The organism is Bradyrhizobium sp. KZN70725 (genome assembly GCF_055264925.1).
Genome location: NZ_JBUYWT010000014.1, coordinates 152,492 through 176,112, shown reverse-complemented (window position 1 = coordinate 176,112; position 23,621 = coordinate 152,492). Strand labels below are relative to the sequence as shown.

Genomic DNA, 23,621 nt, shown 5'->3' with positions numbered 1-23,621 from the left:
ATAGGTCTTTGATGATCCGGATCATTCTGTTCCTGCTGCTGATCGCGCTCGCTGCAGCGGGTGCGGCCTGGTTGGCCGATCAGCCCGGCGATCTCGTGCTGAACTGGGGCGGCTTGCGCTTCACGTCCAAGCAGCCGATGTATCTGCTCGGCCTCGTCGTCGTCGTCGCGATGGTCGCCGGCGTGATCCTGCGCGGGCTCTGGAAGATTCCCTCGCACATCCGCCGTGGCCGGCGCGAGCGGCGTCACGCCCGCGGCCGCCACGCCATCACGCAAGGCCTGCTTGCGATCGGGCATGGCGATTCTTCGGCGGCGCGCGCGCATGCCGAAGTGGCGCGGCGCCACGCCGGAGGCGATCCGCTGGCACTGCTGCTGCACGCGCAATCGGCGCAGCTCGACGGCGACCGCGACGGCGCGCAGCGCGCCTTCCGTGCCATGGCCGAGCGCGAGGACACGCGGCTGCTTGGATTGCGCGGTCTGTTCATCGAGGCGCAGCGCGCCGACGATCCGGTGGCGGCCGTGATGATCGCCGAGGAAGCGCTGAAGATGTCGCCGTCGTCGTCATGGGCCTCGCATGCGGTGCTCGGCTTCTGCTGCGCCAAGGGCGATTGGGCCGGCGCGCTGTCGATCATCGACAACAACCAGAGTGCCGGATTGATCGACAAGGCGACCTATCGGCGGCAGCGCGGCGTGCTGCTGACGGCGCGTGCGCTGGAGTTCGAGACCGTCGATCGCGACCTGTCGCGCGCGAGCGCGATGGAGGCGGTCAAGCTGGCGCCGACGCTGATCCCGGCCGCCGTGCTCGCGGCGAAGTTCGAGAGCGAGGCGCATCAGGTGCGCCGCGCGATGCGCATCGTCGAGACCGCGTGGCTGGCGCAGCCGCATCCCGATCTCGCCGACGCCTATTCGCATGTGCGGCTCGGCGATTCCGCGCGCCAGCGCCTGGTGCGGGTCGAGACGCTGGCGGCGAAAAAACCTGGACATATCGAGGGCGCGCTGGCGATCGCGCGCGCCGCGATCGACGCGGCCGAGTTCGCCAAGGCGCGCGCGGCGCTGGAGCCGTTTGTCGCGGCGCCGACGCAACGCGTCGCGCTGTTGATGGCCGAGATCGAGCGCACCGAGCATGGCGACAGCGGCCGGGCGCGGGCCTGGACCCTGCGCGCCGTGCGCGCGCTGCACGATCCGGTCTGGACCGCCGACGGTTATGTGTCGGACCGCTGGCGTCCGGTCTCGCCGGTCACCGGCCGGCTCGACGCCTTCCAGTGGCAGACCCCGGTGGCGGCGCTGCCGTCCGACAAGGGCCATGCGATCGAGCCGTCGCCCTTCGAGGAGGCGATGCTGGCGCCGCGCCGGGTCGAGCCGCCAAAGGAAGTCGCCAGCGAGCCGGCGGACGCCAAGCCGGCCGAGCCGGTCGAGGTGAAGCAGGTCGAGGCGAAGCCAGTCGAGCTCAACCCCTTGGAGCCGGCCGCGCCGACGGTGCAGGATAACGCCCCGCTGCCGGCGGCCATCGAGGCCGGGCCCGCCCCGGCCTCGGCCGAACCCGCCGCGCCGGAACCGGCTCCCCCTCCAGCCGCCGAATCGGCGCCCCCGGCGCCGGCCCCCTTGTTCCGGTCCCGGACCGACCTGCCCAAGGCCGCACCGGCGCCCATTCCGGCCGTAATCCCGATCATCCGGGCCCCTGATGACCCCGGGGTCGACGAGGACGGTCCGGTCGACGAATTTGCGGAACAAATCGGCCCGCCCAAGGCCCAGGTGGGCGGTTGGCGCGGATTTCTGTCACGTTTGGGAAGCTAATTCGGGGTTAGGTTAACGGCTGTATGGTTCGATACCCGCGTTGTCCTTGCCAATCGGGGTCATGCCCGATATCAGGTGGCCGCGTGATCCGGCCGTTGCCGAACGGTTCGCCGCAATAGCTCAGTTGGTAGAGCACGTCATTCGTAATGACGGGGTCGGGGGTTCGAGTCCCTCTTGCGGCACCATTTCCCAGCCAGAAGTGAAGCTTGCTCCCAGCGCGCATCAAGGCGCCCGGATACGACTTGCTCAGAGCGTCGAACCCCTCGCTCGCGCCGGTAGACCAAGTTCTAGAGGCGCTATTTCAAGGGGTTGGGCAGATGCTTCCGAAAATCGCCCACGTGATCATCATAGGGCTCTCTGAAGAAGAGCGCGGCAAGCTCGATGAAAGCACCCGCAAGATACTTCACTTCAGCGATCCTTTCTGGGAATACAAATCGTACGGCTGCGACACCTTGCAGGAAGCCGCGGCGATCGCGAAAGACATGGCGCGAGTCGATATCGTTTATGTTGCGGGGGGAGCTGAGTCCGAATCCATACCGTACGAAAAGTTCGGTCTCGAACTTGACTACGAGATACTAGGGGAACTGATGGAAAATCATTCCAGCAAGCCGGTGGTCAGCTATGCGAGGCCTGATCGGCCGAACAAGCTCGCAACAGCGATCTTTGCGCTTTGGCGTGACCGCAGCAAGTCAACCTCAGCTTGACGGCATCGATGTTCTTCTCAACCGGGCTCGCTCGGGCCGCCCGCTGAAGCCTAGATCCGCACCCCACACAATCCGCTCATGATCGCGATCGCGACCAGCCCGCCTATCGCGAGCCCGGTTGCCCAGATCCGGTTGGCAACCGCCGTGGCAACGCCGTGCGCGATCAGGACGCCGCGTAATCCCGACGTGAGATGCGCGAGGACGAAGAAGACGCCGAGCGCGTAGTGCGGCACCAGGCGAATGCTCCAGGCGTCGTGGATCAGGCCGGTCGGTGCGCCCGACGCCCAGGCCCAGTTGGTGTCGATGTGGTGCACGGCGCGCGCCGAGACCAATGCGGAATTCAGATGGGTCACGATGAACGCCGCGAGGTAGACGCCGGAGCCGATCTGAAACACGCGGTATGCATCCGCAGGCGCCGAGCTCCAGCGCCAGGCGAGCCGCATCCCGACGGCGACCTGGAACAGCATCAATACGACGAGGATGGGCTCCACCACGGACGACCGATAGACGGTGCGCCCCGCCTTCATCACGGCGGCATGAACATCAGGTCCGAGCCAACCCAGCAGATGATTGGTGAGATGGAATGCGACGTAGAAAAGGATGATCGCTGCGGCGACGCCATGTGTCACGCGCCATTTGGCGATAGAGGGCGCAATCGCGGCTGATGGTGCCGCACGTTGCGCCTGCTCGCTGCCGAAAAGCACATAGAGGCACGCGACGAGCCAACCCGCGACCCAGACAATCTCGTCACTGACAGGGATGTGCAGCAAACCGAGGCCGACGCCGGTCAGCACGAACAAGGGCGGCGCAGCGATGCTGAGATAGGCGAGCCGCCGGGCGCGCAGCTCGAACGACGAAGGCTCGACCTTGGTCATCCGGTATGCGCAGGCAAGACCCAGCAAGGGCGCGGCGGTCGCGGCCAACAGGCAAAGCGCCGCCAGGGCCAGTCGCCCAAACGACATCGGACCAGCAGCGGGAGAGACCGCGAGATGAAATGCATCGAGCAGGAACGGATAGGCCATCGCTCCAGCCGCCGGGATCAGCCAGCGAAGCCTGTCGGCGGTCGTATTCGCCAAGCCATTGTCGGCGGGCCGCACGCGACCTTGTTCGAATGCACTCACTGGGTTTCTCCGGAGTTCGGGCGTCGTGAAGGAGAAGGCCAAACCGACGAGTCTATTCCCAAGGCATCATCGGAGCTGCGGCACGCAAGCTTGTGCTGGACGCTGGCGTGCACGGGCGACGGCGTTGCGCCGAGACCATGTCTCAAGGCCAGAACCTACAGCGATACGGTCCCACCGATAGGACCAAGTTCCAACCATCGGACTGAACCATGCCAAGGTTCCTTTTGGCGTGCCACAAAATCCAGTCCAAGGGTGAAGACAGATTCGCCTAGCGGATTCACGGGTTGATCTTGTAAGCAGGTTGCCATGCAAAACACGGCCAAATCGCGGGCCGGAAGCGGACAGGGCGAGCGGCCAGATTCGCGGATCGCCGTCTCTGCCTCGAAGCTCGCCACCGCCGATCTCAACAACCTCATGCGGGCACTTGAGATCGATGTCGTCGCGCTCACCGAAATGCTGATTCCCTCAGGCCATCGCGCCGAGATGGGGACGATCGATGCACCGGCGGTCCATTACACCATTAGTGGTAGGGGACGAATTTCGATCGGCGATGGGCCTTGGATGTCGCTCGAACCCCATCTCCTCATCATCAAGCCTCCGAGCACCCCGTTCGTAATCGAAGTCGACGGAACCAGCGGCCCGAAGAGGCTCATCTCCCGCGATTGCTGGAAGCAGCATGACAGCGTGTTGCGTATCGCAACACCGACCGAGCAGCCCGAGATCATCCAGATCTGCGGCTTCTTCAACGCATCCTTCGGACAATCCGTCGGGTTGTTTCGCGAATTGCGCGAGCCCGTGATCGAGAAGTTCGAGCCGACGGACAAGATCGACCTGAAGCTTCGCGAAGCGGTCGGGGAGCTTTGCGTGCAGGAAATCGGTATGGGCGCCATGACGGCGTCCCTGCTAAAGCAGGTCATCATCGCTCTGGTGAGGCGGTCGATGAAGTCCTCCCGCAGCTGGACTGATCGGTTTTCGATTCTCGCGGATCGGCAGATCACGCGTGCATTCGGCGATATGGTGGCGCGGCCGGGGGCCGCTCACACGGTTCAGAGCCTTGCGCATAGCGCGGGTCTGAGCCGGTCGGCATTCATGGCGAAGTTCTCGGAGATCTTTGGCCGTTCGCCGATGGCCATCCTTCGGGATCTCAGGATGCGGCAGGCGGCGCTCGATCTCACGACGACATCAGCCCCGGTCGATGTTGTGGCCTACAACGCCGGCTACGAAAGCCGGTCAAGTTTCGTGCGAGCATTCCGCAAAGCCTACAACGTTGATCCTAGCGAGTACCGGCTGCGCGTGAAGAACGCTGGGAGTGATAAGGGCACTTGAGCCAAGTACCGCCTCCGAGGCACCTCTCCCGTCAAGTGTGCGATCTGGATGGGCGTGCCAATAGCGACTCCGCTCATCGATTGAAACTGTTCGTCGGGCTATCAGCGTTGGCTGAACTCGCTGCCCGACCGAAGAAAAAACTGGAAACAGCAAAGGCCGAAAGCAAGCCGCGTGGGCTCGTGCATACCCGACGCTGCGACCCAACCGGGCTCTTTCCCGTTCCCTAGCCAGATTCGCGCACACTCGGCGCACTGATCCTCGGCGTTGGCGAGCTCTGGAGTCCAGAATGCGTGTCCGCGCGTCCAGGAACGCCCGTCGCGGGTTTCATCGCGCCGGGACCAGTGGCAACGTGGCTTTAGGAAATGCGCCGCGTCGATGGCATCGATTCAATATCCAAGGTCATTGGAGCCATCGAGTTTCGCCTTCCGGTTTTCGTTCGTCTGAAAAGGAGTTCGGAAGATGATGAGCTGCCACACTCAGGCAGGTGCACGATGAAGGCAATCGTTGTGACGGACCAAGCGGCGGGAACGGCCGGAATGAAGCTGGTGGAGCGGCCCGAGCCGCAGGCCGCGATAAACGACGTCGTCGTTGAGATTCATGCGGCGGGATTCACCCGGGATGAGCTGACGTGGCCCCCGACTTGGACCGATCGCCGCGAGCGTGACCGAACACCGTCGATCCCTGGCCACGAGTTGGCTGGAGTGGTCACCGCCCTCGGCTATGGCACGGCGGGGCTGTCGGTGGGACAGCGGGTATTCGGTCTCGCGGACTGGTATCGCGACGGCACCTTGGCGGAATATGTGGCCATCGAGGCGCGCAACCTCGCGCCGCTGCCGGGCGATGTCGATTTCACGGTGGGCGCGGCCCTCGTGATGCCAGGCCTTACCGCGTGGCAGGGGCTGTTCGATCACGGCCGGCTTCGGGCGGGGCAGAGCGTCCTCGTGCACGGTGCCGCCGGCGTCGTCGGTTCGATGGCAACCCAGCTCGCACGTGAGGCCGGTGCTTACGTCATCGGTACCGGACGCGCTGCCGGCCGTCAGACGGCTCTCGACTTCGGCGCACAGGAGTTCGTCGACCTCGACAACGACACTCTGGAAGATGTCGGCGGAGTCGATCTGGTGTTCGATGTGCTTGGCGGCGACATCGCGAAGCGGTCCGCGCGCCTGATTCGAGCCGGAGGAACGCTCGTGACCATCGCCGGTCCGACTGAGGCACGGCCCGCTGACGGCCGGACGATAGACTTCGTCGTCGAACCCGATCGCGCGCAACTGAGTGAGATTGTCCGGCGGGCGCGTGACGGACGTGTGCGGACAAACATCGGCAACGTGGCTGCCCTCGACGATGCCGTTGCCGCCTTCAACCCGACCGAGCGGATCAGCGGGAAGACGATCATTCGCGCTCGTCCGTGAGCGGCGCGCGCCTATCGATGAATGCGGCCGGCCCGCTCTCAAAGAGAGCGAAAGCACTCTCGCGCCTCAACCTATCCCGTCACTTATAGGACCAACCATGACCAATGCTGTTATCGAATGTATCCTGAGCCGCAGCTCCACCAAGTATTACGACCCTGCCGCCACCCTGAGCGACGACCAGATCCGAGAGCTCGTGCGAATCGGCACCGCCGCACCGACATCCTTCCACATGCAGAACTGGCGCTTCATCGCCGTGCGCACGCCTGAAGCCAAAGCCCGGCTGAGTCCGATCGCTTGGAATCAACCCACGATCACCGACGCAGCCGTTACCTTCATCGTCTGCGGCAAGTTGGCCGATTCCAGCGTAATACCAGAGCGCCTGGCGCCGCTGGTGGAATCGGGCGTCATGCCGGCGAAGATGGTGCCGGAATGGGAGATCCCGGCGCGCAATCTGTACATGGAGTACCCACAACGCCAGCGCGATGAAGCGCTACGAACCGCCTCCTTCGGCGCGGCAGCGATCATCTATGCGGCCCGCTCGCTAGGCCTGGGTTCGACGCCGATGATCGGTTTCGACGCCGAACCGGTGCACCGCGAGTTCGGATTGGCGAAGGACGAAGTGCCGGTCCTGCTGTTGGCCGTGGGGCCGGAGCGTCCGGGAAACTGGGCGCAGAAGCCGCGCCGTCCGGTGGCCGATGTGCTGGACCTGGTATAATACGATCTACGGAGATTACTGATGGCTCGAAATGCATTGCCAACACCGGCTCAGGTGCCGGCAGCTTCGAAACCGACTCTCGATGGATTCACCAGGAACATCGGGTTCACTCCGAATATGATGACGACCTTCGCGCTGAGCCCGATCGCGTTCAACGCATGGGCTACACTGCTCAGCTCTTTGAGCAAGGCGCTTGACGTGAAGACACGTGACAGCATCGGCCTCGCTGTCTCCGAAGTGAATGGGTGCAACTACTGCCTGACGGTTCACAGCTTTACGGCCGAGCATATGGCCAAGCTGCCGGCTAACGAAATCATTCTCGCTCGGAAGGGTCATGCCAGTGATCCGAAGCGGGACGCCGCTCTCCAGTTTGCGCGCAAAGTCATCACAACCCGCGGCAAGGTCGGTGACGCCGATATGAAAGCCGTCCGGGACGCTGGCTACACAGATGCGAACGTCATGGAGATCGTCGCGCTAGTGGCCATGTACTCCCTGACGAACTTTTTCAATAACGCGTTCGATCCCGAGCAGGATTTTCCTGCCGTTGCGCCAGCTGGCTCGATCTGAACTCTATCCGATCGCATCAGCGTTTCCGAAGATGGTTGGAGGTTTCATGTGATGGGAGCGTGAGACGGGACAATACATCTCGGCCGATCCGAACGCCCGCTGCGCCCGCGCCGGGGCGAAGGTGAGGATGCGCCTGGCCGGCACCATCGAGCAACCCGGTCAACGTTCCGGTGCTCCCGATCCGAACCACGAATGGAAACAAGCCGGTAGATGCTGCGTCGAGGGCCTCAAGCCTTCGCCGTCTTGCAAAAGGAGGGCTCCAGAGGGCTATGGAGTAAAGATAGTTCTCATCTTCACCTGGTGCGGCGCACCAGCCCTCAAACGGTCAGTCTGGAGACGGCATCCGCCAGCTCCTTTGCATGGGGTTGTTTTCGATATTTTGGTTGAGCCGCAGCCACCGGGCGCGATGGTGCCACTCTCGAAGGCGCACGGGCGTTCACCGTCGTCCGGCCGTGTCGGATCAGCAGAGGGTGGCTGCGATCAGAAAGCGAAGCGCCCCTGGATCGGGTCCAGGGGCGCTTTGCGTTGAGAGTGCGTTCGCGGGGTTACTCGGCGACCGTCTGCACGACGTTGCCGATCGGCCGGCCCGTTGCGATCGGCTTCTCGGTCTTCGCCATCATCGCGTCGTATTCGGGCAGCGTCTCGAGCTGGGTCTTGGCCTTCATCCAGACCACCTTGTAGCCGCCGGCCTTGAGCTTGCGGAGCAGCGTCGGCAGCGCCTGCGCGGTGTGCTTCTGCAAATCGTGCATCAGGATGATGCCCTTGTGCTCCTTGTCGAGCTTGGTCATCACGTTGTTGATCACCTCGTCCGCGCTCTTGGACTTGAAGTCGTTGGAGTCGACGTCGACCGAGAACATCGCGATGTTGCGGGTGCCGAGATAGGCTGTCGTCGCCGGCGTGTGCGCCAGCGCCGGGAAGCGGAAGAACGGGGCGGGGCTCGCGCCCAGCGCCATCTTCACCGCGCTAAAACCCTTCTCGATCTCGTCCTTGGCCTGCTGCTCGGTCAACTTCTTGCTGGCGAGATGCGCATGCGACCAGGTATGGGCGCCGATGGTGTGGCCGGCGGCGGCGACCTGGCGCAGGATGTCCGGGTGATAGGTGGTGTGCAGGCCGATCGGGAAGAACACCGCCTTGGTGCATTCATCGGCCAGCGCCTTGAGCACGGCCGGCGTGGTCGGCCACGGACCGTCGTCGAAGGTCAGCACGACCTCCTTGTCGGTCAGGAAGTCATACTGCTTGTACTGCAGGAAACCGAAGCCCGGGCCGCCATTGGTGTCGACCACGACGGTGCGGCTGATGCCGAGCGCGTCGGGGTTGGCGCATTTGGGCGCGGCCGCGACGGGGGCCGGCGCCGGCGCCGGGGCAGGAGTGGCGGCCGGGGCCGCGGCCTGGGTGGCATCGGCGCGCTTCGACAGCGCGGCGGTCGTCTCGACATCGTCCCTGGCGGCCTGTTTTGCCGCCGCAGGCATCGGATCGGCCTTGGCCGCAGCCGTGGTTTGCGGAGGAGCCGCGTCGGCACGCGGCGAGGAGGTCCAGAACCACACGCCGGCGATCACGATCGCCGTTACAACACTGGCCAGCATCAGGCCCAACGCACTACGCATCGCTACACACTCTCTCGGAACTTAAGGATACGCCACAGCCGTAACGAGCGATTAATGCCAACAAGGTCTTAACGCGATCCCAACAAGGCGCCGGAAGGACAAGAAAAAGCGGGCGTTACCATGCGTGATGACCGTCACAGTCGGTTTCAAGCTTCTTCGCGGCACGGAAACGCTATAGAACCGGCGTCGCATTCCCTGGAGCTGTTTCCGCTCCGATGAAATCGGAACGGGGCTCCGGATTCCTTATTTGACGCGTTGTCTTCACGCGAACCGCACCCCTTCGCGCGAAAACGCTTGAGAGGCTTTGAGAGATGACCCGATTTCTGCTTGCCGTCGTTCCGCTGGTTCTGTTGACGTCGGCCGCCTCGGCGCAGCAGCAGGGGCGCGATGCCTGCTCGCGCGATGCCTCGCGGTTCTGCCGCGCCCATCTCGGCGAGGGCGATCAGGTCGTATTGGCGTGCCTGAAGGAGCATCGCAGCCGCCTCAGCAAGGCCTGCCAGCAGACGCTCGCCGATCACGGGCAGTAGACCCATCAGCTGTCATTCCGGGGCATTGCGGAGCGATGAACCTCAGATGCGCAACTGCGCATCGGGGAATCTCGAGCTGATGATCTCCAGATTCCGGGTTCGCGCTATTCGCGCGCCCCGGAATGACAATGGAGTGACTACGTACTGCTGCCCGCTGCGGTCGCGACCACCGGGATCACCTCCTTGGCGGCGCGGTCCGGGGTCTCGTCCTTCCAGCGCACCGATCCGAACGGACGCTCCAGCATCCGGCGCACGCGGATCGGCTCGGCGCCGATGTGGAAGTCGGCGGCCTTCTGATGCAGTTCGCGCTCGATCTGCGTGGCGCGGTTGCGCTGGCGCAGGAAATCGAGCCAGGTCGGGCAATGATAGCGCTCGGTCCACAATTCGGGATCGGCGATGTCGCGGGCGATCGACCAGCCATAGGCGCCGTTGCGCTGGCGGCTGAGCTGCACGTCCTGCATCACATTGTGGAACGCGCGGGCGTTGTCCTGGGCCACCCGGTATTCGATCTCGACCACCAGCGGGCCGCTGCGCCCGCTCAGTTGCAGCCGCACCTCGGGGTCGGCCAGCGCATCCGTCGCGTCCTCGTTGCGCGCGCCGATCGGCGGCATCCTGAGCCAGATGCCGAGCAGCGGCGACAGCAGCATCAGACCGGCGGAGATCAACAGCGCCATCTCGACGCCGCCGACGTCCGTGATGCGGCCCCAGCACCAGCTGCCGATCGCGATGCCGCCGGCGATCGCGGCCTGGAAGGCCGCCAGCGAACGTCCCGCGACCCAGCGCGGTGCGGAGAGCTGCACGCCGATATTGAACAGCGCGATCGCCAGCATCCACACCGCTCCGGCAACCACCAGCGCGGCGGCGGTGATCACCGGCTGCTTGCTCACGGCAACCGCGGCGATCGCCGCGCCCATCGTCAACGCACAGACGCGGATGGCGGCTTCGCCGCTGAGCCGGCTGCGGATCTCGCTGATGTTGAGCGCGCCGATCACCGCGCCCATGCCGAAGGCGCCGAGCATGATGCCGTAGGTCTGCGCGCCGCCATGCAACAGATCACGCGCCACCAGCGGCATCAGCGCCGAGACCGAGCCGCCGATGATGCCGGTCACCATGGTGCGGGTCAGCACGATCTTGATCGACGGCGAATTGGTGATGTAGCGCACCCCGGAGACGATGGCGCGGTTCAGCCGCTCGCGCGGCAGCCGCGACGGCTCGCTGACGCGATTCCACAGGAACAGCACGACGAGCAGCGGCAGATACAGCACGGCATTGGCGGCGAAGGCGGCCACGGCGCCCGCGGACGCGACCACGATGCCGCCGATCGCCGGACCAAAGCTGCGCGCGATGTTGTAGCTGATGCCGTTCAGCGCGACCGCCGCGGGCAGCGTCTCCGGCGGCACCTGTTCGCTGACCGAGGACTGCCAGGCCGGGCCGAACAGCGCCATGCCGCTGCCGACGACGAAGCACAGCGCGAGCAGGATGTTCGGCGTTACCAGATTGAGCCAGGCCAGCACGGTCAGGCTGGTGGCGCCGGTCAGCGCGATCGCCAGCGACACCAGCGCGACGATGCGGCGGTCGTGCATGTCGGCGATGGCCCCGGCCGGCATCGAGATCAGCATCACCGGCAACATCAAGGCGGTCTGCACCAGCGCGACCTTGTCGGCCTCCGAGGTCATTTGCGTCATCGCCCAGGCCGCGCCGACGCCCTGGATCAGGATGCCTAGATTGGAGAGCAGGCTCGCGAGCCAGATTCGCCTGAAGATTGAATGCCGCAACGGTGCAGTGATACTGTCGGAGCGATCGCGCGGTTCGGTCATATCCAGTTCCGGTTGGCCTGCTATGGCTTGTTGGACGATTCCGGCTGCACCAACTGATGCCCGCGAAACGCGTGTTCTGTCCAGCGATTACGGCATCCTTGGCGGGGACAGGGCACAGCTAAGGCACTGAAAGACCTGAGGAAGGCCGAGGAAAGTCGGGGGAAGGGGCCAATGGCGCTGTCGCGGCGGAGAATATTGCAAGGGGCCGGCGCCCTGTCCCTGCTGGCCGGCCGCCTCGGCGCCCCGGCCTTGGCTCAGCCGGCGCCCGCCGGTGACACCCCGCCGATTCTGTTCGTGCACGGCAATGGCGATCACGCCCCGCTCTGGATGACGACGTGCTGGCGGATGGAATCGAACGGCGTGCCGCGCGAGCGCATGGCCGCGATCAATTTCACCGATCCGCTGGCACGCACCGACGACAAGGTCGAACAGGCCGGCCGCTCCTCGACCGAGGATCAGCGCCGCGAGCTCGCCGAGGCGATCAGGGAGCTGAAGCAGAAGACCGGTGCGCCGCGGGTCGCACTGGTCGGCAGTTCGCGCGGCGGCAACGCGATCCGCAATTACATCAAGAATGGTGGCGGCGGCGACATCAGCCACGCGGTGCTGTGCGGCACGCCCAATCACGGTGTGTATGCGTGGGACGACGGGCTCGGCAACGAGTTCAACGGGCGTGGTCCGTTCCTGCGCGGACTGAACGATGGCGACAGCGAAGTGACTGTCGGCACCCTGTTCCTGACGCTGCGCAGCGACGGCCTCGATAAATATGCGCAGGCCGACGGCCGCTTCGTCGGCAAGCCGGGCACGCCGACCAACGTCACGACGGACGGCCCGGCGCTGAAAGGCGCGACCAATCTGGTGCTTGGCGCGGTCGATCATCGCGAGACCGCCTTTCATCCGCGGGCCTTTCGCGAGATCTACAAATTCATCGCAAGGCACGAGCCGTCGCGGATCGAGATCGTGCCGGAGACCGCGGTGAGGCTGAGCGGCCTCGTCACAGGCATGCCCGGCGGCGTGCCGACCAACCGGCCGGTGCCGGGGGCCACGGTAGATATCTATCATGTCGCGGCGGAGACCGGCGAGCGCATCGGCGGCCCGCTGCACAGCTCGCAGACCGGCGCTGACGGTCGCTGGGGTCCGGCGCAGGTCGATCCGTCGTGGCCGCTCGAATTCGTGCTGACGTCACCTGGTACGGCGACGACGCACATCTATCGCTCGCCGTTTCCGCGCTCGTCCGAGATCGTGCATCTGCGCGCGGCGCGGCCGCTGGGACCGGCCGATGCCGGCGCAGGCGCGGTCGTGCTGATGTCGCGGCCGCGCGGCTATTTCGGCCTGCCGCGCGATATCGTGCTGTTCGACGGCAAGGAGCCGGCTGATGTAAAGCCGGGCGTGCCGACCGATTCGGTGACGACGCTGCGGCTCGCCGCGGACGACGTCGGCCGTCCGGTCGCCGCGATCTTCAACGGGGAACGCATTATGATGCGGGCCTGGCCGGCATCGGAGAATCGCATTGCGGTCGCCGAGCTGACTTATTAGGTCTGGTGCAGGGTCCGCGCGCCTTCATGGCGCCGGGATCGCATGGCCGGATCGGCCGTCGCGTGAGGCAGGGAAGCGAGGACCATGAGCATAGCCGAGGTCTACGATATCACGGTCACGCGGCGTCCCCTGGTCCCGCCGGCCCCGCCGCGCGCGCCCGACGACATGGGCGCGTTCCAGCGCATGCGGGTGATGCGCAACTCGCCGATCGAGACCTGGGGCCAGCGCGCCTATGAGGACGATATCGTCCAGGGCCGCTTCCTCAAGCACTCGAGCTTCATCCTCAACACGCCGGATGCGATCCGCCATGTGCTGGTCGACAATTACGAGAACTACACCCGCACGCCGGCCGGCCTTCGCGTGCTGCGTCCGATGCTCGGCGAGGGGCTATTGATCGCCGAAGGGCGTGCATGGAAACACCAGCGCCGCACGCTGGCGCCGGCGTTCACGCCGCGCGCGGTGACGACGCTGGTGCCTTACATGATTGCGGCGGTCGACGAGACCATCGCAAAGCTGAACTCCGCCAGCGGCGGCCCGGTCGATCTGCGCGAGGCGATGCAGCGGATGACGCTGGAGATCGCCGGCCGCACCATGTTCTCGTTCGGCATGGATCGCCACGGCGCCGCGCTGCGGGATTTCGTGATGGAGTATGGCAACACGCTGGCGCGGCCGCACATGCTGGATCTGGTGCTGCCGTTGAACTGGCCGACGCCGCAGGATTTCCGCCGCGCCCGTTTCCGCAAGCGCTGGACCGCGTTCGTCGGCATGCTGATGGCCGAGCGACGTGCGGCCGGCAAGGATGACAACGCGCCGGCCCGCGACCTGTTCGACCTGATGGGCGCCGCGCGTGATCCTGAAACCGGCGAGGCCTTCACCGATGCCCAACTCGGCGATCAGGTCGCCACCATGATCCTGGCCGGCCACGAGACGACTGCGACCGCGCTGTTCTGGGCGCTCTATCTGCTGGCGCTCGATCCCCTGACCCAGGAACAGCTGGCGGCAGAAGTCGGGAGCGCGGCGACGTCTGGCGCGCTCGACATCGAGCGGCTGAAATTCACCCGCGCGGTGATCGACGAAACCATGCGGCTTTATCCGCCGGCGTTCCTGATTGCGCGTGCGGCAGGCGGTCCCGATACCATCGCGGGCCGTCCGGTCAGGAAGGGTGACGTAATCCTGATCGCGCCGTGGCTGTTGCACCGGCATGAGAAGCTGTGGCGCGATCCGAACGCGTTCGTGCCGTCGCGTTTCATGACGGGAGCGCCGCCCGATCGGTTCGCCTATCTGCCGTTCGGAGTCGGCGCGCGGGTCTGCATCGGCGCGCATTTTGCGCTGGTCGAGGCGACGCTCGCGCTTGCGAAGATTGTCGGCGCATTCCGCGTTGCGCTGGCGGACAAGGATCCGGTGCTGCCGATCGGCGTGGTGACGACACAGCCGAACCGTTCGCCGGTGTTTACGATCAAGCCGCGCTGATCTTGCGCGGCGGTGTCCCAATGCTCATCTAGGGGCTCACCATGAGCGATACGCAGGCCCATTTCGCAGTCCTCAGGCAGACGACCGATCCGGCCGTCGTCGATGCCATGCAGCAGCTGATCGCGGACGGTCATGATAGGGATCTCAATCGCATCAATCTGCTGGATTTCTCGAGCCGCACCGGGCTCGACCAGGAAAAGGTGATTTCCGGCTTCCTGCATGCGTCGCGGCTCGGCCTGTTCGACATGAGCTGGAATGTGCTGTGCCCGGGCTGCGGCGGCGTGCTCGACGCGCATTCGACGCTGAAGTCGTTGCGCCATGACGACTACAACTGCGCGCTGTGCGCGGCCGGTTACGAGGCGTCCGTCGACGATCTGGTCGAGGTCGCCTTCACCGTCAGCCCGCGCGTGCGCCGCATCGGCGCGCATGATCCGAACACGCTGCCGATCTGGGAATATGTCCGCCAGATGTTCTGGAGCTCGGGCATCGAGCTCAACGAAGACTCGCTGGAGCGCCTGCTCAAGGAGGTGACGCTGGAATCGCTGGAATTGCCGGCCGGCGAGAAGGCGCTGCTGTCGCTGCAATTGCCGAAGCAGTTCCTGATCGTGTTCGAGCCGGTGACGCACTCGGCGCATTTCTTCGACGTGCAGGGCGAGCCGACCACTGAGCGCCAGCAATTCTCGATCGTGTTCAACAAACTGCAGGCGCCGACCGGCACCACGGTGCTGCGGCCGGGGCCGCTCCGGCTGTCGCTGGACAACCAAACCGACACCCGCGTGCTGCCCGCTGTTTGGGTAGCAGCCGATGCGCTGCATGAGCTGCTCGGCAAGCGCAAGCCGATCCTCACCGCGAAGCGGATGCTGTCGAACCAGACCTTCCGCGATGTGTTCAAGGCCGACAACCTCACGGTCGACCAGCGGCTGAAGATCACCGCGCTCACCTTCCTGTTCACCGACCTCAAAGGCTCGACTGCGCTCTATGAACGGGTCGGAGATCTCGCCGCGTTCGATCTGGTGCGCGCGCATTTCCACGCGCTGCTCGAGATCATCGCTTCCGAGCACGGCGCCGTGGTGAAGACGATCGGCGATGCCGTGATGGCGACCTTCATCCGGCCAGAGCATGCATTGTCGGCGGGCCTGCGCATGCGGGCGGCGATGAAGCAGCTCAACACCGAGCGCGGCAAGGAAGATCTGATCGTCAAGATCGGCATCCATGAGGGGCCGTGCCTCGCGGTGACACTCAACGAGCGGCAGGATTATTTCGGCCAGACCGTGAATATCGCAGCCAGGGTGCAGAGCCTGTCGACGTCGCAGGAAATCCATTTGACCCAGCCGGTGATGGAATCGGCTGAGGTCGCGGGCATCCTCGATCGCGCCGCGATCAGGCCGATCCAGAAGGAAGCGGCACTGCGTGGCATTGCCGACAAGCTCGTGGTGTACGAGATACCGTAGTTGAGCACATCGTCATTCCGGGATGGTCCGTCAGGACCAGACCTCAGATGCGCAATTGCGCATCGGGGAATCTCGAGATTCCGGGTTCGATGCTTCGCATCGCCCCGGAATGACTCAATCCATGTTGCCGAAACGTAATGTCGCAGCGGGAACCTGCGCGGATTGCACCGGTTCTGTTTCCACGCCATATAGATTTCAACGGAGCGGGATCCGGAAAAACTTGATAGCCGGATAGATCGCGCTCAAATCAGGCAGACTTCATTCCACAGAGAGAACGATGCTCGACGGACTTCGCCAATTCATTGCCGATATCGTTTCCCCCGACGCCCAGGCCGACCGCACCTTCGATGACGGCGACTATCGCCTGGCGGCGACCGCGCTGCTGGTGCATGTCGTCTCGCTGGACGGCGAGCCGACGCCGGCCGAGACGCGCAAGCTGCACGGCCTGATCGAGAGCCGTTTCCAGCTTGACCGCGGCGCGGCCGACAAGCTGATCGCCTCTGCCATGCGCGTCGAGGGTGAGGCCGTGGATCTCTATCACTTTACCAGTGTGATCATGCGCTCGGTGAACGAGGAGGGACGCCTGCGCATCGTCGAGATGATGTGGGAGCTGGTCTATGCCGACGGTCAGGTCAGCGAGTTCGAGGACAATGTGGTCTGGCGCGCCGCCGATCTGCTCGGCATTTCCTCGCGCGACCGCATCGATCTCAAGCATCGGGTTGCCGAGAAGCAGGCGGCGCTGCCAAAGGGCCCATGGGGCACGGCGGACGCCGCAATCTGACGCGATTGCCCGCGTCGGCGGACGCATCGTCACCGGTATCAGGGATGACGAAATTTTAATGTCCGCCGCGATTGTGGGCGATCCGACTGAAAATCTGGCGTTTCATCACAAAACCAGTGCCTCGCCGCTGTCCACAAGCTTACACACGGCTTGCGTCCCACCGCATGCCTATGCTCTCGTCGGCTTGTTGGGGACCTCACTAGAATTTGCAGTAAGAGTTTGAAACGTGACCGAGCGTGTGACGCTGATAACCGGGGCATCGGCGGGCATAGGCACCGAACTGGCGCGCGTGTTTGCATCGAATGGTCACCGTGTGGCGCTGGTGGCGCGGCGCGCCGACCGCCTGAAGGCGCTCGCCGACGAACTCGGGGCCAAGGGCGGCGCAGCGCCGATTGTGATCCCCTGTGATCTCCAGCACGCCGATGCGGGCGACCGGATCGCGCAGGCCCTGACCGACGCTGGGGTCGAGGTCGAATTTCTCGTCAATAATGCCGGCTTCGGCCTGTTCGGCCGCGCCATCGAGCGCGACCGTGCCGAGCAACTCAACATCATCAACGTCAACATCCGAGCGCTGACCGATCTGACGCTGCGCTTTGCCGACCAGCTGATCCGCAACCGCGGCGGCATCCTCAATCTCGGCTCGATCGCCGGATTTCTGCCGGGCCCCGGCATGGCCGTGTACTACGCCAGCAAGGCCTATGTGCTGTCGTTTACCGAGGCGTTGCGCTGTGAGCTGGCGCCGCAGGGCGTGCGTGTCACCGTGTGTTGCCCGGGCCCGGTACCATCGGAGTTTCAGGATCGCGCCGGATTTGCCCCCGGATTCGATTCCGCCATCCTCAACGTTTCACCGGAAGAGGTGGCCCGTCAGGCCTATCGCGGGTTGATGGCCAACAAGCGCGCGGTGCTGCCCGGCACCTTCATCAAGCTGGTGCCGTTCCTGCTCCGGCTGTTTCCGCGCGACTTCATCCTGACGGCGGTCGGCGGATTTCAGCTCCGCAAGCGCTAGCTGCCCTGGAAAGCCCACTCGTTGCCGCTAAGGCTGTTTCTGGCCCGCGATTTGCTTCGCCTGGCTGTGCGCAAACTCACACGATGTTAACGACCACTTAGCTATGATCGCGCCTTACGTGCCGAAACTTTAAGCAGAGGCAATGTCGTTCCGGACTGACCAGAGCCGTGTCGTGGTGCCCTTCGCCAGCCGAAGGCAGGCCGCGGCCACGCCCAGGGATCAGATCTTGGATCAGGTTTCGGCTCAGGTCTCGTTGCGGCCGGTGCTGATCGTGCTGCATCAGGAGACATCGACTCCCGGCCGGATCGGCAACGCCCTGCGCGCGCTGGGCTACCGCCTCGACATCCGCCGCCCGCGCTTCGGCGACGCGCTGCCCGAAACGCTCGACGCGCATGCCGGCGCGGTGGTCTTCGGCGGTCCGATGAGCGCCAATGATGGCGACGACTATGTGCGGCGCGAGATCGACTGGATCGCCGTTCCGCTGCGCGAGCAGCGTCCGTTTCTGGGCATCTGCCTCGGCGCGCAGATGCTGGCGCGGCAGCTCGGCGCCGAGGTCGCGCCGCATCCGCAAGGCCGTGTCGAGGTCGGCTATTATCCGGTCAGGCCGACCGAGGCGGGCCGCGCGCTCTGCCCGGACTGGCCGGCGCGGGTCTATCACTGGCACGGCGAGGGATTTCAATTGCCCGCCGGCGCCGACCTGCTCGCGGCGGGCGACGATTTCCCGGTGCAGGCGTTCCAGTTCGGCAACGCCTTCGGCCTGCAATTCCATCCCGACGTGACCTACGCGATGATGCATCGCTGGACCACACGCGGTTGCGCACGGATGGATTCGCCGGGCGCACAACCGGGCCATCTGCACTTCGCCGAGCGTGCCGTGCACGATGCCGCCGAGCGCGCGTGGCTGAAGCATTTCATCGACGGCTGGATCGCGCGCGTGCCGCAGCGGCAGCTGCTGCAGGCCGCTGAATAGCCGCCACGCGGAATTTCGCGCCGGCTTTTCATTCTCGTGAATGTGCTACTGTCGGCCGCCGCGCGCAGGCCGCATCGCCGCGCGTATCGATAACAACAAGGCACAGGGAGATCGCCGTGAGCTACGAGCACATCCTCTATGAGGTCAGCGACAGGATCGCGACCATCACGCTCAATCGCCCCGATCGCATGAATGCGTGGACCGCGATCATGGAGCGCGACGTGCGCCACGCCATGGAGGCGGCGGCCAACGACGAGAACGTTCGCGTCATCGTGCTGACCGGCGCGGGCCGCGGCTTCTGCGCCGGCGCCGACATGGACGCGCTGAAGGGGATCGATCCCAACGAGGTCAGGCGCGGCGAGAACATCCCGTTCGACATGAACCGCCGCGCCGACTGGCAGACGCGCTACGCCTACTATCCCGCGATCCGGAAGCCCGTGATCGCGATGCTCAACGGCGCCACCGCCGGCATCGGCCTGGTTCACGCGCTCTATTGCGATTTGCGCTTCGCCGCCGACACTGCGGTGTTCACCACCGCCTTCGCGCGGCGCGGCCTGATCGCCGAACACGGCATCAGCTGGATGCTGCCGCGGATCGTCGGCCACGCCAACGCGCTCGATCTGTTGATGTCGGCGCGGCGGGTGTCGGCCGAGGAGGCGCTGCGCATCGGCCTCGTCAACCGGCTCTCTTCGCCGGAGAAGCTGCGCGAGGAGACCTATGCCTATGCCCGCGACCTCGCCGATTTCGTCTCGCCGAGCGCGATCGCTGTGATCAAGCGCCAGATCTACGACGTGCCGTTCCAGACGCTCGCGGAGGCCACCATCGATGCCAACCGCGAGATGCAGATCGCGCTGAAGGGCAATGATTTCAGGGAAGGCGTCGCGAGCTTCGTGGAGAAGCGGCCGCCCAGGTTTACCGGGACGTGAGGGGGAGGGGCTAACGGATAAAGTCCGTCTTCGCCCTTTGGGCGTGGGCAGCTTGTCTCAGCCCGGCTTCGTCCTTCGGGCTACGCCGCGGCAGCCTTCGTTCGCATCGCTGCGATGGACTATCCGGGCTTGCCGAGCCGAAGCTCGCGAAGCGAGAGCTTCGTCGGGAAGCGGCCACCGCGGTTTACGGGGACGTAAGGGGGAGGGATTGGGTCGGAGTTCATAACACCAGCCCGGCTTCGCCCTTCGGGCTACGCCGCGGCAGCCTTCGCTCGCATCGCTGCGATGGACTATCCGGGCTTGCCGAGCCGAAGCCCGCGAAGCGAGCGAAGGCTGGTGGAGCCAGGCGGGATCGAACCGCCGACCTCGTCATTGCGAACGACGCGCTCTCCCAGCTGAGCTATGGCCCCATCGCGGCCGGGTGTTGCTGAGTATCCCGGCCGTCAGTCGGGCGCCATTTACAGTCCCGTCCAAGGTCAAGTCAAGAACAGTGAAAGCGCGGTTTTCGGCCCGTCCCGCCGGGAACTTCCCTTGTTTGCGGGGGGATGAACCGATATCTAGGGCGTGATCCCGACCCGGCGGACCGCCCGAGCGCCCAGTGCATAGCGGTTTTCCGAAACGATCCCGCTCAAACAAGAAGCGCGATGGCGGCTCAGTCCGGTCTCGTTGCGCTTCATCCGGTTGTCTTACCCGCGAGCCCCCCTCATATGCGCGCTGTTCTCGACATCGTCATTATCATCCTCGACCTCTATGTCTGGCTGCTGATCGCCTCCGCCATCCTGTCCTGGCTGGTCGCCTTCAATGTGGTCAACACGCGCAACCAGTTCGTTTCCGCGGTGGCCGAGTTCCTCTACCGGATCACCGAGCCGGTGCTGCGGCCGATCCGCAACGTGATGCCGAATCTGGGCGGGCTCGATATCTCGCCGATCATCGTGATCCTGATCATCATGTTCATCCAGCGGGTGATCGCCTATTACATCTATCCCAACGTGATCTGACCCTTTCTCGACGTGGCCTTGATGGATCCGTGGCGCTATTCCACCGAGGGCATCAGCATCGCGCTGCGCGTGACGCCGCGCGGCGGCCGCGACGACATCGACGGGATCGAGACGCTGGCCAACGGCCGTTCGGTGGTGAAGGTGCGGGTGCGCGCCATCGCCGAGGGCGGCGAGGCCAACCGTGCGGTGACTGAGCTGCTGGCCAAGGCGCTCGGCGTGCCGAAAGCCAGGGTGAAGCTGCTGTCCGGCGCAACCTCGCGGCTCAAGCAGGTCGCGGTCGACGGCGATCCGAAAGGGCTCGGCGATACATTGAGGAAGCTGACTGCGGCCAAGCCGAACCAGCAGACAAGGGACTGACATGACTGCCCGCATCATCGACGGAAAAGCCATCGCCGCCGAGCTTCGCGCCCGCGTCGCCGACGAGGTCGCCCGCGTCAAGCGCGACCACCAGCTCACGCCGGGGCTCGCCGTCGTGCTGGTCGGCCATGATCCCGCGAGCGAGGTCTATGTCCGCAGCAAGCACACCCAGACCCAGGCCGCCGGCATGGCTTCGTTCGAGCACAAGCTGCCGGAGGATGTGTCGCAGGCCGATCTGCTGGCGCTGATCACGCGGCTCAACCGCGATCCCATGGTGCATGGCATCCTGGTGCAGCTGCCGCTGCCGAAGTCGCTGCACACCGAGACCATCATCAACGCGATCGATCCGGCCAAGGACGTCGATGGTCTGCACCCCAACAATGCCGGCCGGCTCGCCGGAGGCCTGACCGCGCTGTCGCCCTGCACGCCGCTCGGCTGCATCATCCTGACCAAGAGCGTGCACGCCTCGCTCGAAGGCATGAACGCGATCGTGATCGGCCGCTCCAATCTGGTCGGCCGTCCGCTGGTGCAATTGCTGCTGAACGAGAATGCGACGGTGACGATCGCGCATTCGCGCTCGCGCGATCTGCCAAAGCTCTGCGCCCAGGCCGATCTGGTCTATGCCGCGGTCGGCCGGCCCGAGATGGTGCGGGGCGACTGGCTGAAGCCGGGCGCGACGGTGATCGATGTCGGCATCAACCGCATCCCGGTGCCCGGCGGCAAGCCGAAACTGGTCGGCGATGTCGCGTTCCTGGAAGCCCTCAATGTCGCCGGCGCAATCACGCCGGTGCCCGGCGGCGTCGGGCAGATGACGGTGGCGTGCCTCCTGGTCAACACGCTGCGCGCCGCCTGCGCGATTGCCGGCCTGCCGGCGCCGGCGGTGTGAAATGCTCCCTCGCCCCGCTCTTGCGGGGAGAGGGTTGGGGTGAGGGGCCCCTCTCCGAGATGGGACTGTCGAAAGACCTGTACCCCCTCACCCGGATCGCATTCCGCTCCGCTACATGCGATCCGACCTCTCCCCGCAAGCGGGGCGAGGTTAGTCACTTCATCTTCGCGCGCTCGATGCCTTCGAGGATCAGCCTGCGGGCTTCGTCGGCGTCGCCCCAGCGCAGCACCTTCACCCACTTGCCCTTCTCGAGATCCTTGTAGTGCTCGAAGAAGTGCTGGATCTGCTGCAGCGTGATGTCGGGCAGGTCGCTGTAGTTCTGCACCTTGTCGTAGCGCTGGGTCAGCTTCGATGACGGCACCGCGATGATCTTCTCGTCGCCGCCGGCCTCGTCCTCCATCAGGAGCACGCCGACCACGCGGACGCTCATCACCGCGCCCGGCACGATCGCGCGGGTGTTGACGATCAGCACGTCGCAGGGATCGCCGTCGCCGGACAGCGTGTGCGGGATGAAGCCGTAATTGCCGGGATAGCGCATCGGCGTGTAGAGGAAGCGGTCCACCACGAGCGTGCCGGCTTCCTTGTCCATTTCGTACTTGATTGGCTCGCCGCCGACGGCAACCTCGATGATGACGTTGACGTCGTGGGGCGGATTTTTTCCGATCGATATGGCGTCGATACGCATGGATTGCTCCGCGTGGCCTCTGGAAGTTGAGAACGATGTGATTTTTTGGTTGGCGCCGCCGGGCCGCGAAACGGCTCCCGGCCCGGCCTTGAGACCGGGCTGGCCGACGCGCGCAGCGCTGGAGGCTGGTTTAGCCTTGCTGCAGCTGCGAGAGAAGCAGGATTTTCAGTTGGCCCAGGCGAAAGCGACCTTGTCGAGCGACTTGGGCCCGAACCGCTCCGAAGAGCGCGCCACCATCCGGCCGCCCAGCGCACGGTAAAACTCGGTTGCCGGCTCGTTGTCGGAGAGCGCCCAGATCACCATGCTCTTGAGGCCGCTCTGCATCAGGTCGCGGCGGGCGGAGGCGAACAGGCGCCGGCCGAAGCCAAGCCCCTGGAATTCCGGCCGCAGATAGAGCTCGTAGATCTCGCCTTCGAAATGCAGGCTGCGGGCGCGGTTGCGGCCGTAATTGGCGTAGCCTGCGACCCGGTCGCCGAACACCAGCACGCTGACGCGGCTGCCCTTGCGGATGGCGCTGTCCCACCACTGCGGGCCGCGGCGATTGATCAGCTTTTCGAGTTCGGCGCCGGGGATGATTCCCTGATACGCCGAGCGCCAGGCTTCGTCATGGGTAGACGCCACCGCCGCCGCGTCTGCAGCTTTGGCCGGCCGGACCTCGATTAGCGTTGTGCTCATGGGTGTAATCAAAGCAAGTCGGCGGGCCGCCTTCAAGGTCCATCGTTAATTATCGGTTAATCTGTGGATTTTTTGCATCAGTGTCGTGAGAACTTGTTCCGAAAGAGGACACTTGCCGGAGTTCAAGCGGCCAACCGCCGATCCGGAGCTGTGCAAAGCGTGGATCGCGAGCGCAGTATGACACTGCCATAGTTGGAAAAAGCTCATTCGGGGGCTGATTCGCGGCCGGGATTCTGCGGGCGAATCCAGACGCGATGTGGGTACTCCGACCGCGCCACGCCTGCGCCGCCGCAGTGGATT

Annotated in this window: 22 protein-coding genes and 2 tRNA genes; 18 read left to right on the top strand and 6 right to left on the bottom strand. The window is 65.0% G+C overall.

From position 1 onward, the window contains the following. The first annotated feature begins 11 nt into the window (after nucleotides 1–11). The 3 genes from ACZBJS_RS16535 to ACZBJS_RS16525 all read left to right on the top strand — a co-directional run bounded on the left by ACZBJS_RS16535 (nucleotide 12) and on the right by ACZBJS_RS16525 (nucleotide 2,497). Entirely contained in the window at nucleotides 12–1,793 is a 1,782-nt protein-coding gene (locus tag ACZBJS_RS16535; RefSeq protein ID WP_316395402.1) for a heme biosynthesis protein HemY, read from the top strand. A gap of 109 nt (nucleotides 1,794–1,902) precedes the next feature. Then, nucleotides 1,903–1,978 (top strand) — tRNA-Thr (locus ACZBJS_RS16530). A gap of 132 nt (nucleotides 1,979–2,110) precedes the next feature. Then, nucleotides 2,111–2,497, top strand: coding sequence for a hypothetical protein (locus ACZBJS_RS16525; protein ID WP_316395401.1), 387 nt, complete (start codon nucleotides 2,111–2,113; stop codon nucleotides 2,495–2,497). Between the two features lie 50 nt (nucleotides 2,498–2,547). On the opposite strand, the gene ACZBJS_RS16520 is transcribed toward ACZBJS_RS16525, so the two are convergent. Then, nucleotides 2,548–3,618, bottom strand: coding sequence for a hypothetical protein (locus ACZBJS_RS16520; RefSeq protein ID WP_316395400.1), 1,071 nt, complete (start codon nucleotides 3,616–3,618; stop codon nucleotides 2,548–2,550). Between the two features lie 306 nt (nucleotides 3,619–3,924). On the opposite strand from ACZBJS_RS16520, the gene ACZBJS_RS16515 reads away from it, so the two are divergent. The 4 genes from ACZBJS_RS16515 to ACZBJS_RS16500 all read left to right on the top strand — a co-directional run bounded on the left by ACZBJS_RS16515 (nucleotide 3,925) and on the right by ACZBJS_RS16500 (nucleotide 7,635). After that, a complete protein-coding gene (locus ACZBJS_RS16515) occupies nucleotides 3,925–4,944 on the top strand; it encodes a helix-turn-helix transcriptional regulator (protein WP_076834991.1) in 1,020 nt (339 codons plus the stop codon). Nucleotides 4,945–5,435: 491 nt separating this feature from the next. Continuing rightward, nucleotides 5,436–6,353: an NADP-dependent oxidoreductase gene (locus tag ACZBJS_RS16510; protein ID WP_076834990.1), complete on the top strand. Its 918-nt coding sequence runs from the start codon at nucleotides 5,436–5,438 to the stop codon at nucleotides 6,351–6,353. Nucleotides 6,354–6,450: 97 nt separating this feature from the next. Then, nucleotides 6,451–7,068, top strand: a complete 618-nt coding sequence (locus tag ACZBJS_RS16505) for a nitroreductase family protein (RefSeq protein WP_141341232.1) — start codon at nucleotides 6,451–6,453, stop codon at nucleotides 7,066–7,068. A gap of 21 nt (nucleotides 7,069–7,089) precedes the next feature. Then, a complete protein-coding gene (locus ACZBJS_RS16500) occupies nucleotides 7,090–7,635 on the top strand; it encodes a carboxymuconolactone decarboxylase family protein (protein WP_076834988.1) in 546 nt (181 codons plus the stop codon). Between the two features lie 545 nt (nucleotides 7,636–8,180). Here ACZBJS_RS16500 and ACZBJS_RS16495 read toward each other — a convergent pair. Then, nucleotides 8,181–9,239 carry a polysaccharide deacetylase family protein gene (locus tag ACZBJS_RS16495; protein ID WP_316395399.1) on the bottom strand — a complete coding sequence of 353 codons (1,059 nt, stop codon included), beginning with the start codon at nucleotides 9,237–9,239 and terminating at the stop codon, nucleotides 8,181–8,183. Between the two features lie 311 nt (nucleotides 9,240–9,550). On the opposite strand from ACZBJS_RS16495, the gene ACZBJS_RS16490 reads away from it, so the two are divergent. After that, complete coding sequence (locus tag ACZBJS_RS16490) at nucleotides 9,551–9,766, top strand: hypothetical protein (protein WP_076834986.1); 216 nt, start codon at nucleotides 9,551–9,553, stop codon at nucleotides 9,764–9,766. 137 nt (nucleotides 9,767–9,903) lie between these two features. On the opposite strand, the gene ACZBJS_RS16485 is transcribed toward ACZBJS_RS16490, so the two are convergent. Next, entirely contained in the window at nucleotides 9,904–11,583 is a 1,680-nt protein-coding gene (locus ACZBJS_RS16485; protein WP_316395398.1) for an MFS transporter, read from the bottom strand. Between the two features lie 171 nt (nucleotides 11,584–11,754). Between ACZBJS_RS16485 and ACZBJS_RS16480 the strand changes: the two genes are divergently transcribed. The 7 genes from ACZBJS_RS16480 to ACZBJS_RS16450 all read left to right on the top strand — a co-directional run bounded on the left by ACZBJS_RS16480 (nucleotide 11,755) and on the right by ACZBJS_RS16450 (nucleotide 19,720). After that, a complete protein-coding gene (locus tag ACZBJS_RS16480) occupies nucleotides 11,755–13,116 on the top strand; it encodes a hydrolase (protein WP_463438866.1) in 1,362 nt (453 codons plus the stop codon). An 84-nt stretch (nucleotides 13,117–13,200) separates the two neighbouring features. Beyond that, nucleotides 13,201–14,586 (top strand): cytochrome P450, encoded by a 1,386-nt coding sequence (locus tag ACZBJS_RS16475; RefSeq protein ID WP_316395396.1) that lies wholly within the window; start codon nucleotides 13,201–13,203, stop codon nucleotides 14,584–14,586. 41 nt (nucleotides 14,587–14,627) lie between these two features. Continuing rightward, a complete protein-coding gene (locus ACZBJS_RS16470; protein ID WP_316395395.1) occupies nucleotides 14,628–16,037 on the top strand; it encodes an adenylate/guanylate cyclase domain-containing protein in 1,410 nt (469 codons plus the stop codon). A gap of 277 nt (nucleotides 16,038–16,314) precedes the next feature. Then, nucleotides 16,315–16,818, top strand: coding sequence for a tellurite resistance TerB family protein (locus ACZBJS_RS16465; RefSeq protein WP_016847256.1), 504 nt, complete (start codon nucleotides 16,315–16,317; stop codon nucleotides 16,816–16,818). Between the two features lie 226 nt (nucleotides 16,819–17,044). Beyond that, nucleotides 17,045–17,824 (top strand): SDR family NAD(P)-dependent oxidoreductase, encoded by a 780-nt coding sequence (locus ACZBJS_RS16460; RefSeq protein ID WP_076834982.1) that lies wholly within the window; start codon nucleotides 17,045–17,047, stop codon nucleotides 17,822–17,824. Nucleotides 17,825–17,966: 142 nt separating this feature from the next. Next, nucleotides 17,967–18,794: a glutamine amidotransferase gene (locus ACZBJS_RS16455; RefSeq protein WP_316395394.1), complete on the top strand. Its 828-nt coding sequence runs from the start codon at nucleotides 17,967–17,969 to the stop codon at nucleotides 18,792–18,794. Nucleotides 18,795–18,910: 116 nt separating this feature from the next. Then, nucleotides 18,911–19,720 carry an enoyl-CoA hydratase gene (locus ACZBJS_RS16450; protein WP_253588455.1) on the top strand — a complete coding sequence of 270 codons (810 nt, stop codon included), beginning with the start codon at nucleotides 18,911–18,913 and terminating at the stop codon, nucleotides 19,718–19,720. Nucleotides 19,721–20,054: 334 nt separating this feature from the next. On the opposite strand, the gene ACZBJS_RS16445 is transcribed toward ACZBJS_RS16450, so the two are convergent. After that, nucleotides 20,055–20,130: transfer RNA gene (locus ACZBJS_RS16445), tRNA-Ala, on the bottom strand. Nucleotides 20,131–20,427: 297 nt separating this feature from the next. Here ACZBJS_RS16445 and ACZBJS_RS16440 point away from each other — a divergent pair. From ACZBJS_RS16440 to folD, 3 genes are read left to right on the top strand one after another with little or no spacing between them, the layout of a single operon-like run. Beyond that, complete coding sequence (locus tag ACZBJS_RS16440; RefSeq protein ID WP_016847252.1) at nucleotides 20,428–20,718, top strand: YggT family protein; 291 nt, start codon at nucleotides 20,428–20,430, stop codon at nucleotides 20,716–20,718. Nucleotides 20,719–20,739: 21 nt separating this feature from the next. Beyond that, nucleotides 20,740–21,075 carry a DUF167 domain-containing protein gene (locus ACZBJS_RS16435; RefSeq protein WP_016847251.1) on the top strand — a complete coding sequence of 112 codons (336 nt, stop codon included), beginning with the start codon at nucleotides 20,740–20,742 and terminating at the stop codon, nucleotides 21,073–21,075. A gap of 1 nt (nucleotide 21,076) precedes the next feature. Next, the gene (gene folD / locus ACZBJS_RS16430) at nucleotides 21,077–21,961 is read left to right on the top strand and encodes a bifunctional methylenetetrahydrofolate dehydrogenase/methenyltetrahydrofolate cyclohydrolase FolD (RefSeq protein WP_316395393.1); all 885 of its coding nucleotides are present in this window, start codon (nucleotides 21,077–21,079) and stop codon (nucleotides 21,959–21,961) included. 154 nt (nucleotides 21,962–22,115) lie between these two features. On the opposite strand, the gene ppa is transcribed toward folD, so the two are convergent. Together ppa and ACZBJS_RS16420 are read right to left on the bottom strand one after the other, a co-directional pair. Continuing rightward, nucleotides 22,116–22,646, bottom strand: a complete 531-nt coding sequence (gene ppa / locus ACZBJS_RS16425; protein ID WP_316395392.1) for an inorganic diphosphatase — start codon at nucleotides 22,644–22,646, stop codon at nucleotides 22,116–22,118. Between the two features lie 165 nt (nucleotides 22,647–22,811). Beyond that, on the bottom strand, nucleotides 22,812–23,321 hold the full coding sequence (locus tag ACZBJS_RS16420) for a GNAT family N-acetyltransferase (RefSeq protein ID WP_028343770.1): 510 nt from the start codon (nucleotides 23,319–23,321) through the stop codon (nucleotides 22,812–22,814). Nucleotides 23,322–23,621: the final 300 nt, after the last annotated feature.

Coding starts and splice junctions, on each gene's coding strand:
- ACZBJS_RS16535 (WP_316395402.1), top strand. CDS start 12: ATGATCCGGATCATTCTGTTCCTGCTGCTGATCGCGCTCGCTGCAGCG.
- ACZBJS_RS16525 (WP_316395401.1), top strand. CDS start 2,111: ATGCTTCCGAAAATCGCCCACGTGATCATCATAGGGCTCTCTGAAGAA.
- ACZBJS_RS16515 (WP_076834991.1), top strand. CDS start 3,925: ATGCAAAACACGGCCAAATCGCGGGCCGGAAGCGGACAGGGCGAGCGG.
- ACZBJS_RS16510 (WP_076834990.1), top strand. CDS start 5,436: ATGAAGGCAATCGTTGTGACGGACCAAGCGGCGGGAACGGCCGGAATG.
- ACZBJS_RS16505 (WP_141341232.1), top strand. CDS start 6,451: ATGACCAATGCTGTTATCGAATGTATCCTGAGCCGCAGCTCCACCAAG.
- ACZBJS_RS16500 (WP_076834988.1), top strand. CDS start 7,090: ATGGCTCGAAATGCATTGCCAACACCGGCTCAGGTGCCGGCAGCTTCG.
- ACZBJS_RS16495 (WP_316395399.1), bottom strand. CDS start 9,239: ATGCGTAGTGCGTTGGGCCTGATGCTGGCCAGTGTTGTAACGGCGATC.
- ACZBJS_RS16490 (WP_076834986.1), top strand. CDS start 9,551: ATGACCCGATTTCTGCTTGCCGTCGTTCCGCTGGTTCTGTTGACGTCG.
- ACZBJS_RS16485 (WP_316395398.1), bottom strand. CDS start 11,583: ATGACCGAACCGCGCGATCGCTCCGACAGTATCACTGCACCGTTGCGG.
- ACZBJS_RS16480 (WP_463438866.1), top strand. CDS start 11,755: ATGGCGCTGTCGCGGCGGAGAATATTGCAAGGGGCCGGCGCCCTGTCC.
- ACZBJS_RS16475 (WP_316395396.1), top strand. CDS start 13,201: ATGAGCATAGCCGAGGTCTACGATATCACGGTCACGCGGCGTCCCCTG.
- ACZBJS_RS16470 (WP_316395395.1), top strand. CDS start 14,628: ATGAGCGATACGCAGGCCCATTTCGCAGTCCTCAGGCAGACGACCGAT.
- ACZBJS_RS16465 (WP_016847256.1), top strand. CDS start 16,315: ATGCTCGACGGACTTCGCCAATTCATTGCCGATATCGTTTCCCCCGAC.
- ACZBJS_RS16455 (WP_316395394.1), top strand. CDS start 17,967: ATGTCGTTCCGGACTGACCAGAGCCGTGTCGTGGTGCCCTTCGCCAGC.
- ACZBJS_RS16440 (WP_016847252.1), top strand. CDS start 20,428: ATGCGCGCTGTTCTCGACATCGTCATTATCATCCTCGACCTCTATGTC.
- ACZBJS_RS16435 (WP_016847251.1), top strand. CDS start 20,740: ATGGATCCGTGGCGCTATTCCACCGAGGGCATCAGCATCGCGCTGCGC.
- folD (WP_316395393.1), top strand. CDS start 21,077: ATGACTGCCCGCATCATCGACGGAAAAGCCATCGCCGCCGAGCTTCGC.
- ppa (WP_316395392.1), bottom strand. CDS start 22,646: ATGCGTATCGACGCCATATCGATCGGAAAAAATCCGCCCCACGACGTC.
- ACZBJS_RS16420 (WP_028343770.1), bottom strand. CDS start 23,321: ATGAGCACAACGCTAATCGAGGTCCGGCCGGCCAAAGCTGCAGACGCG.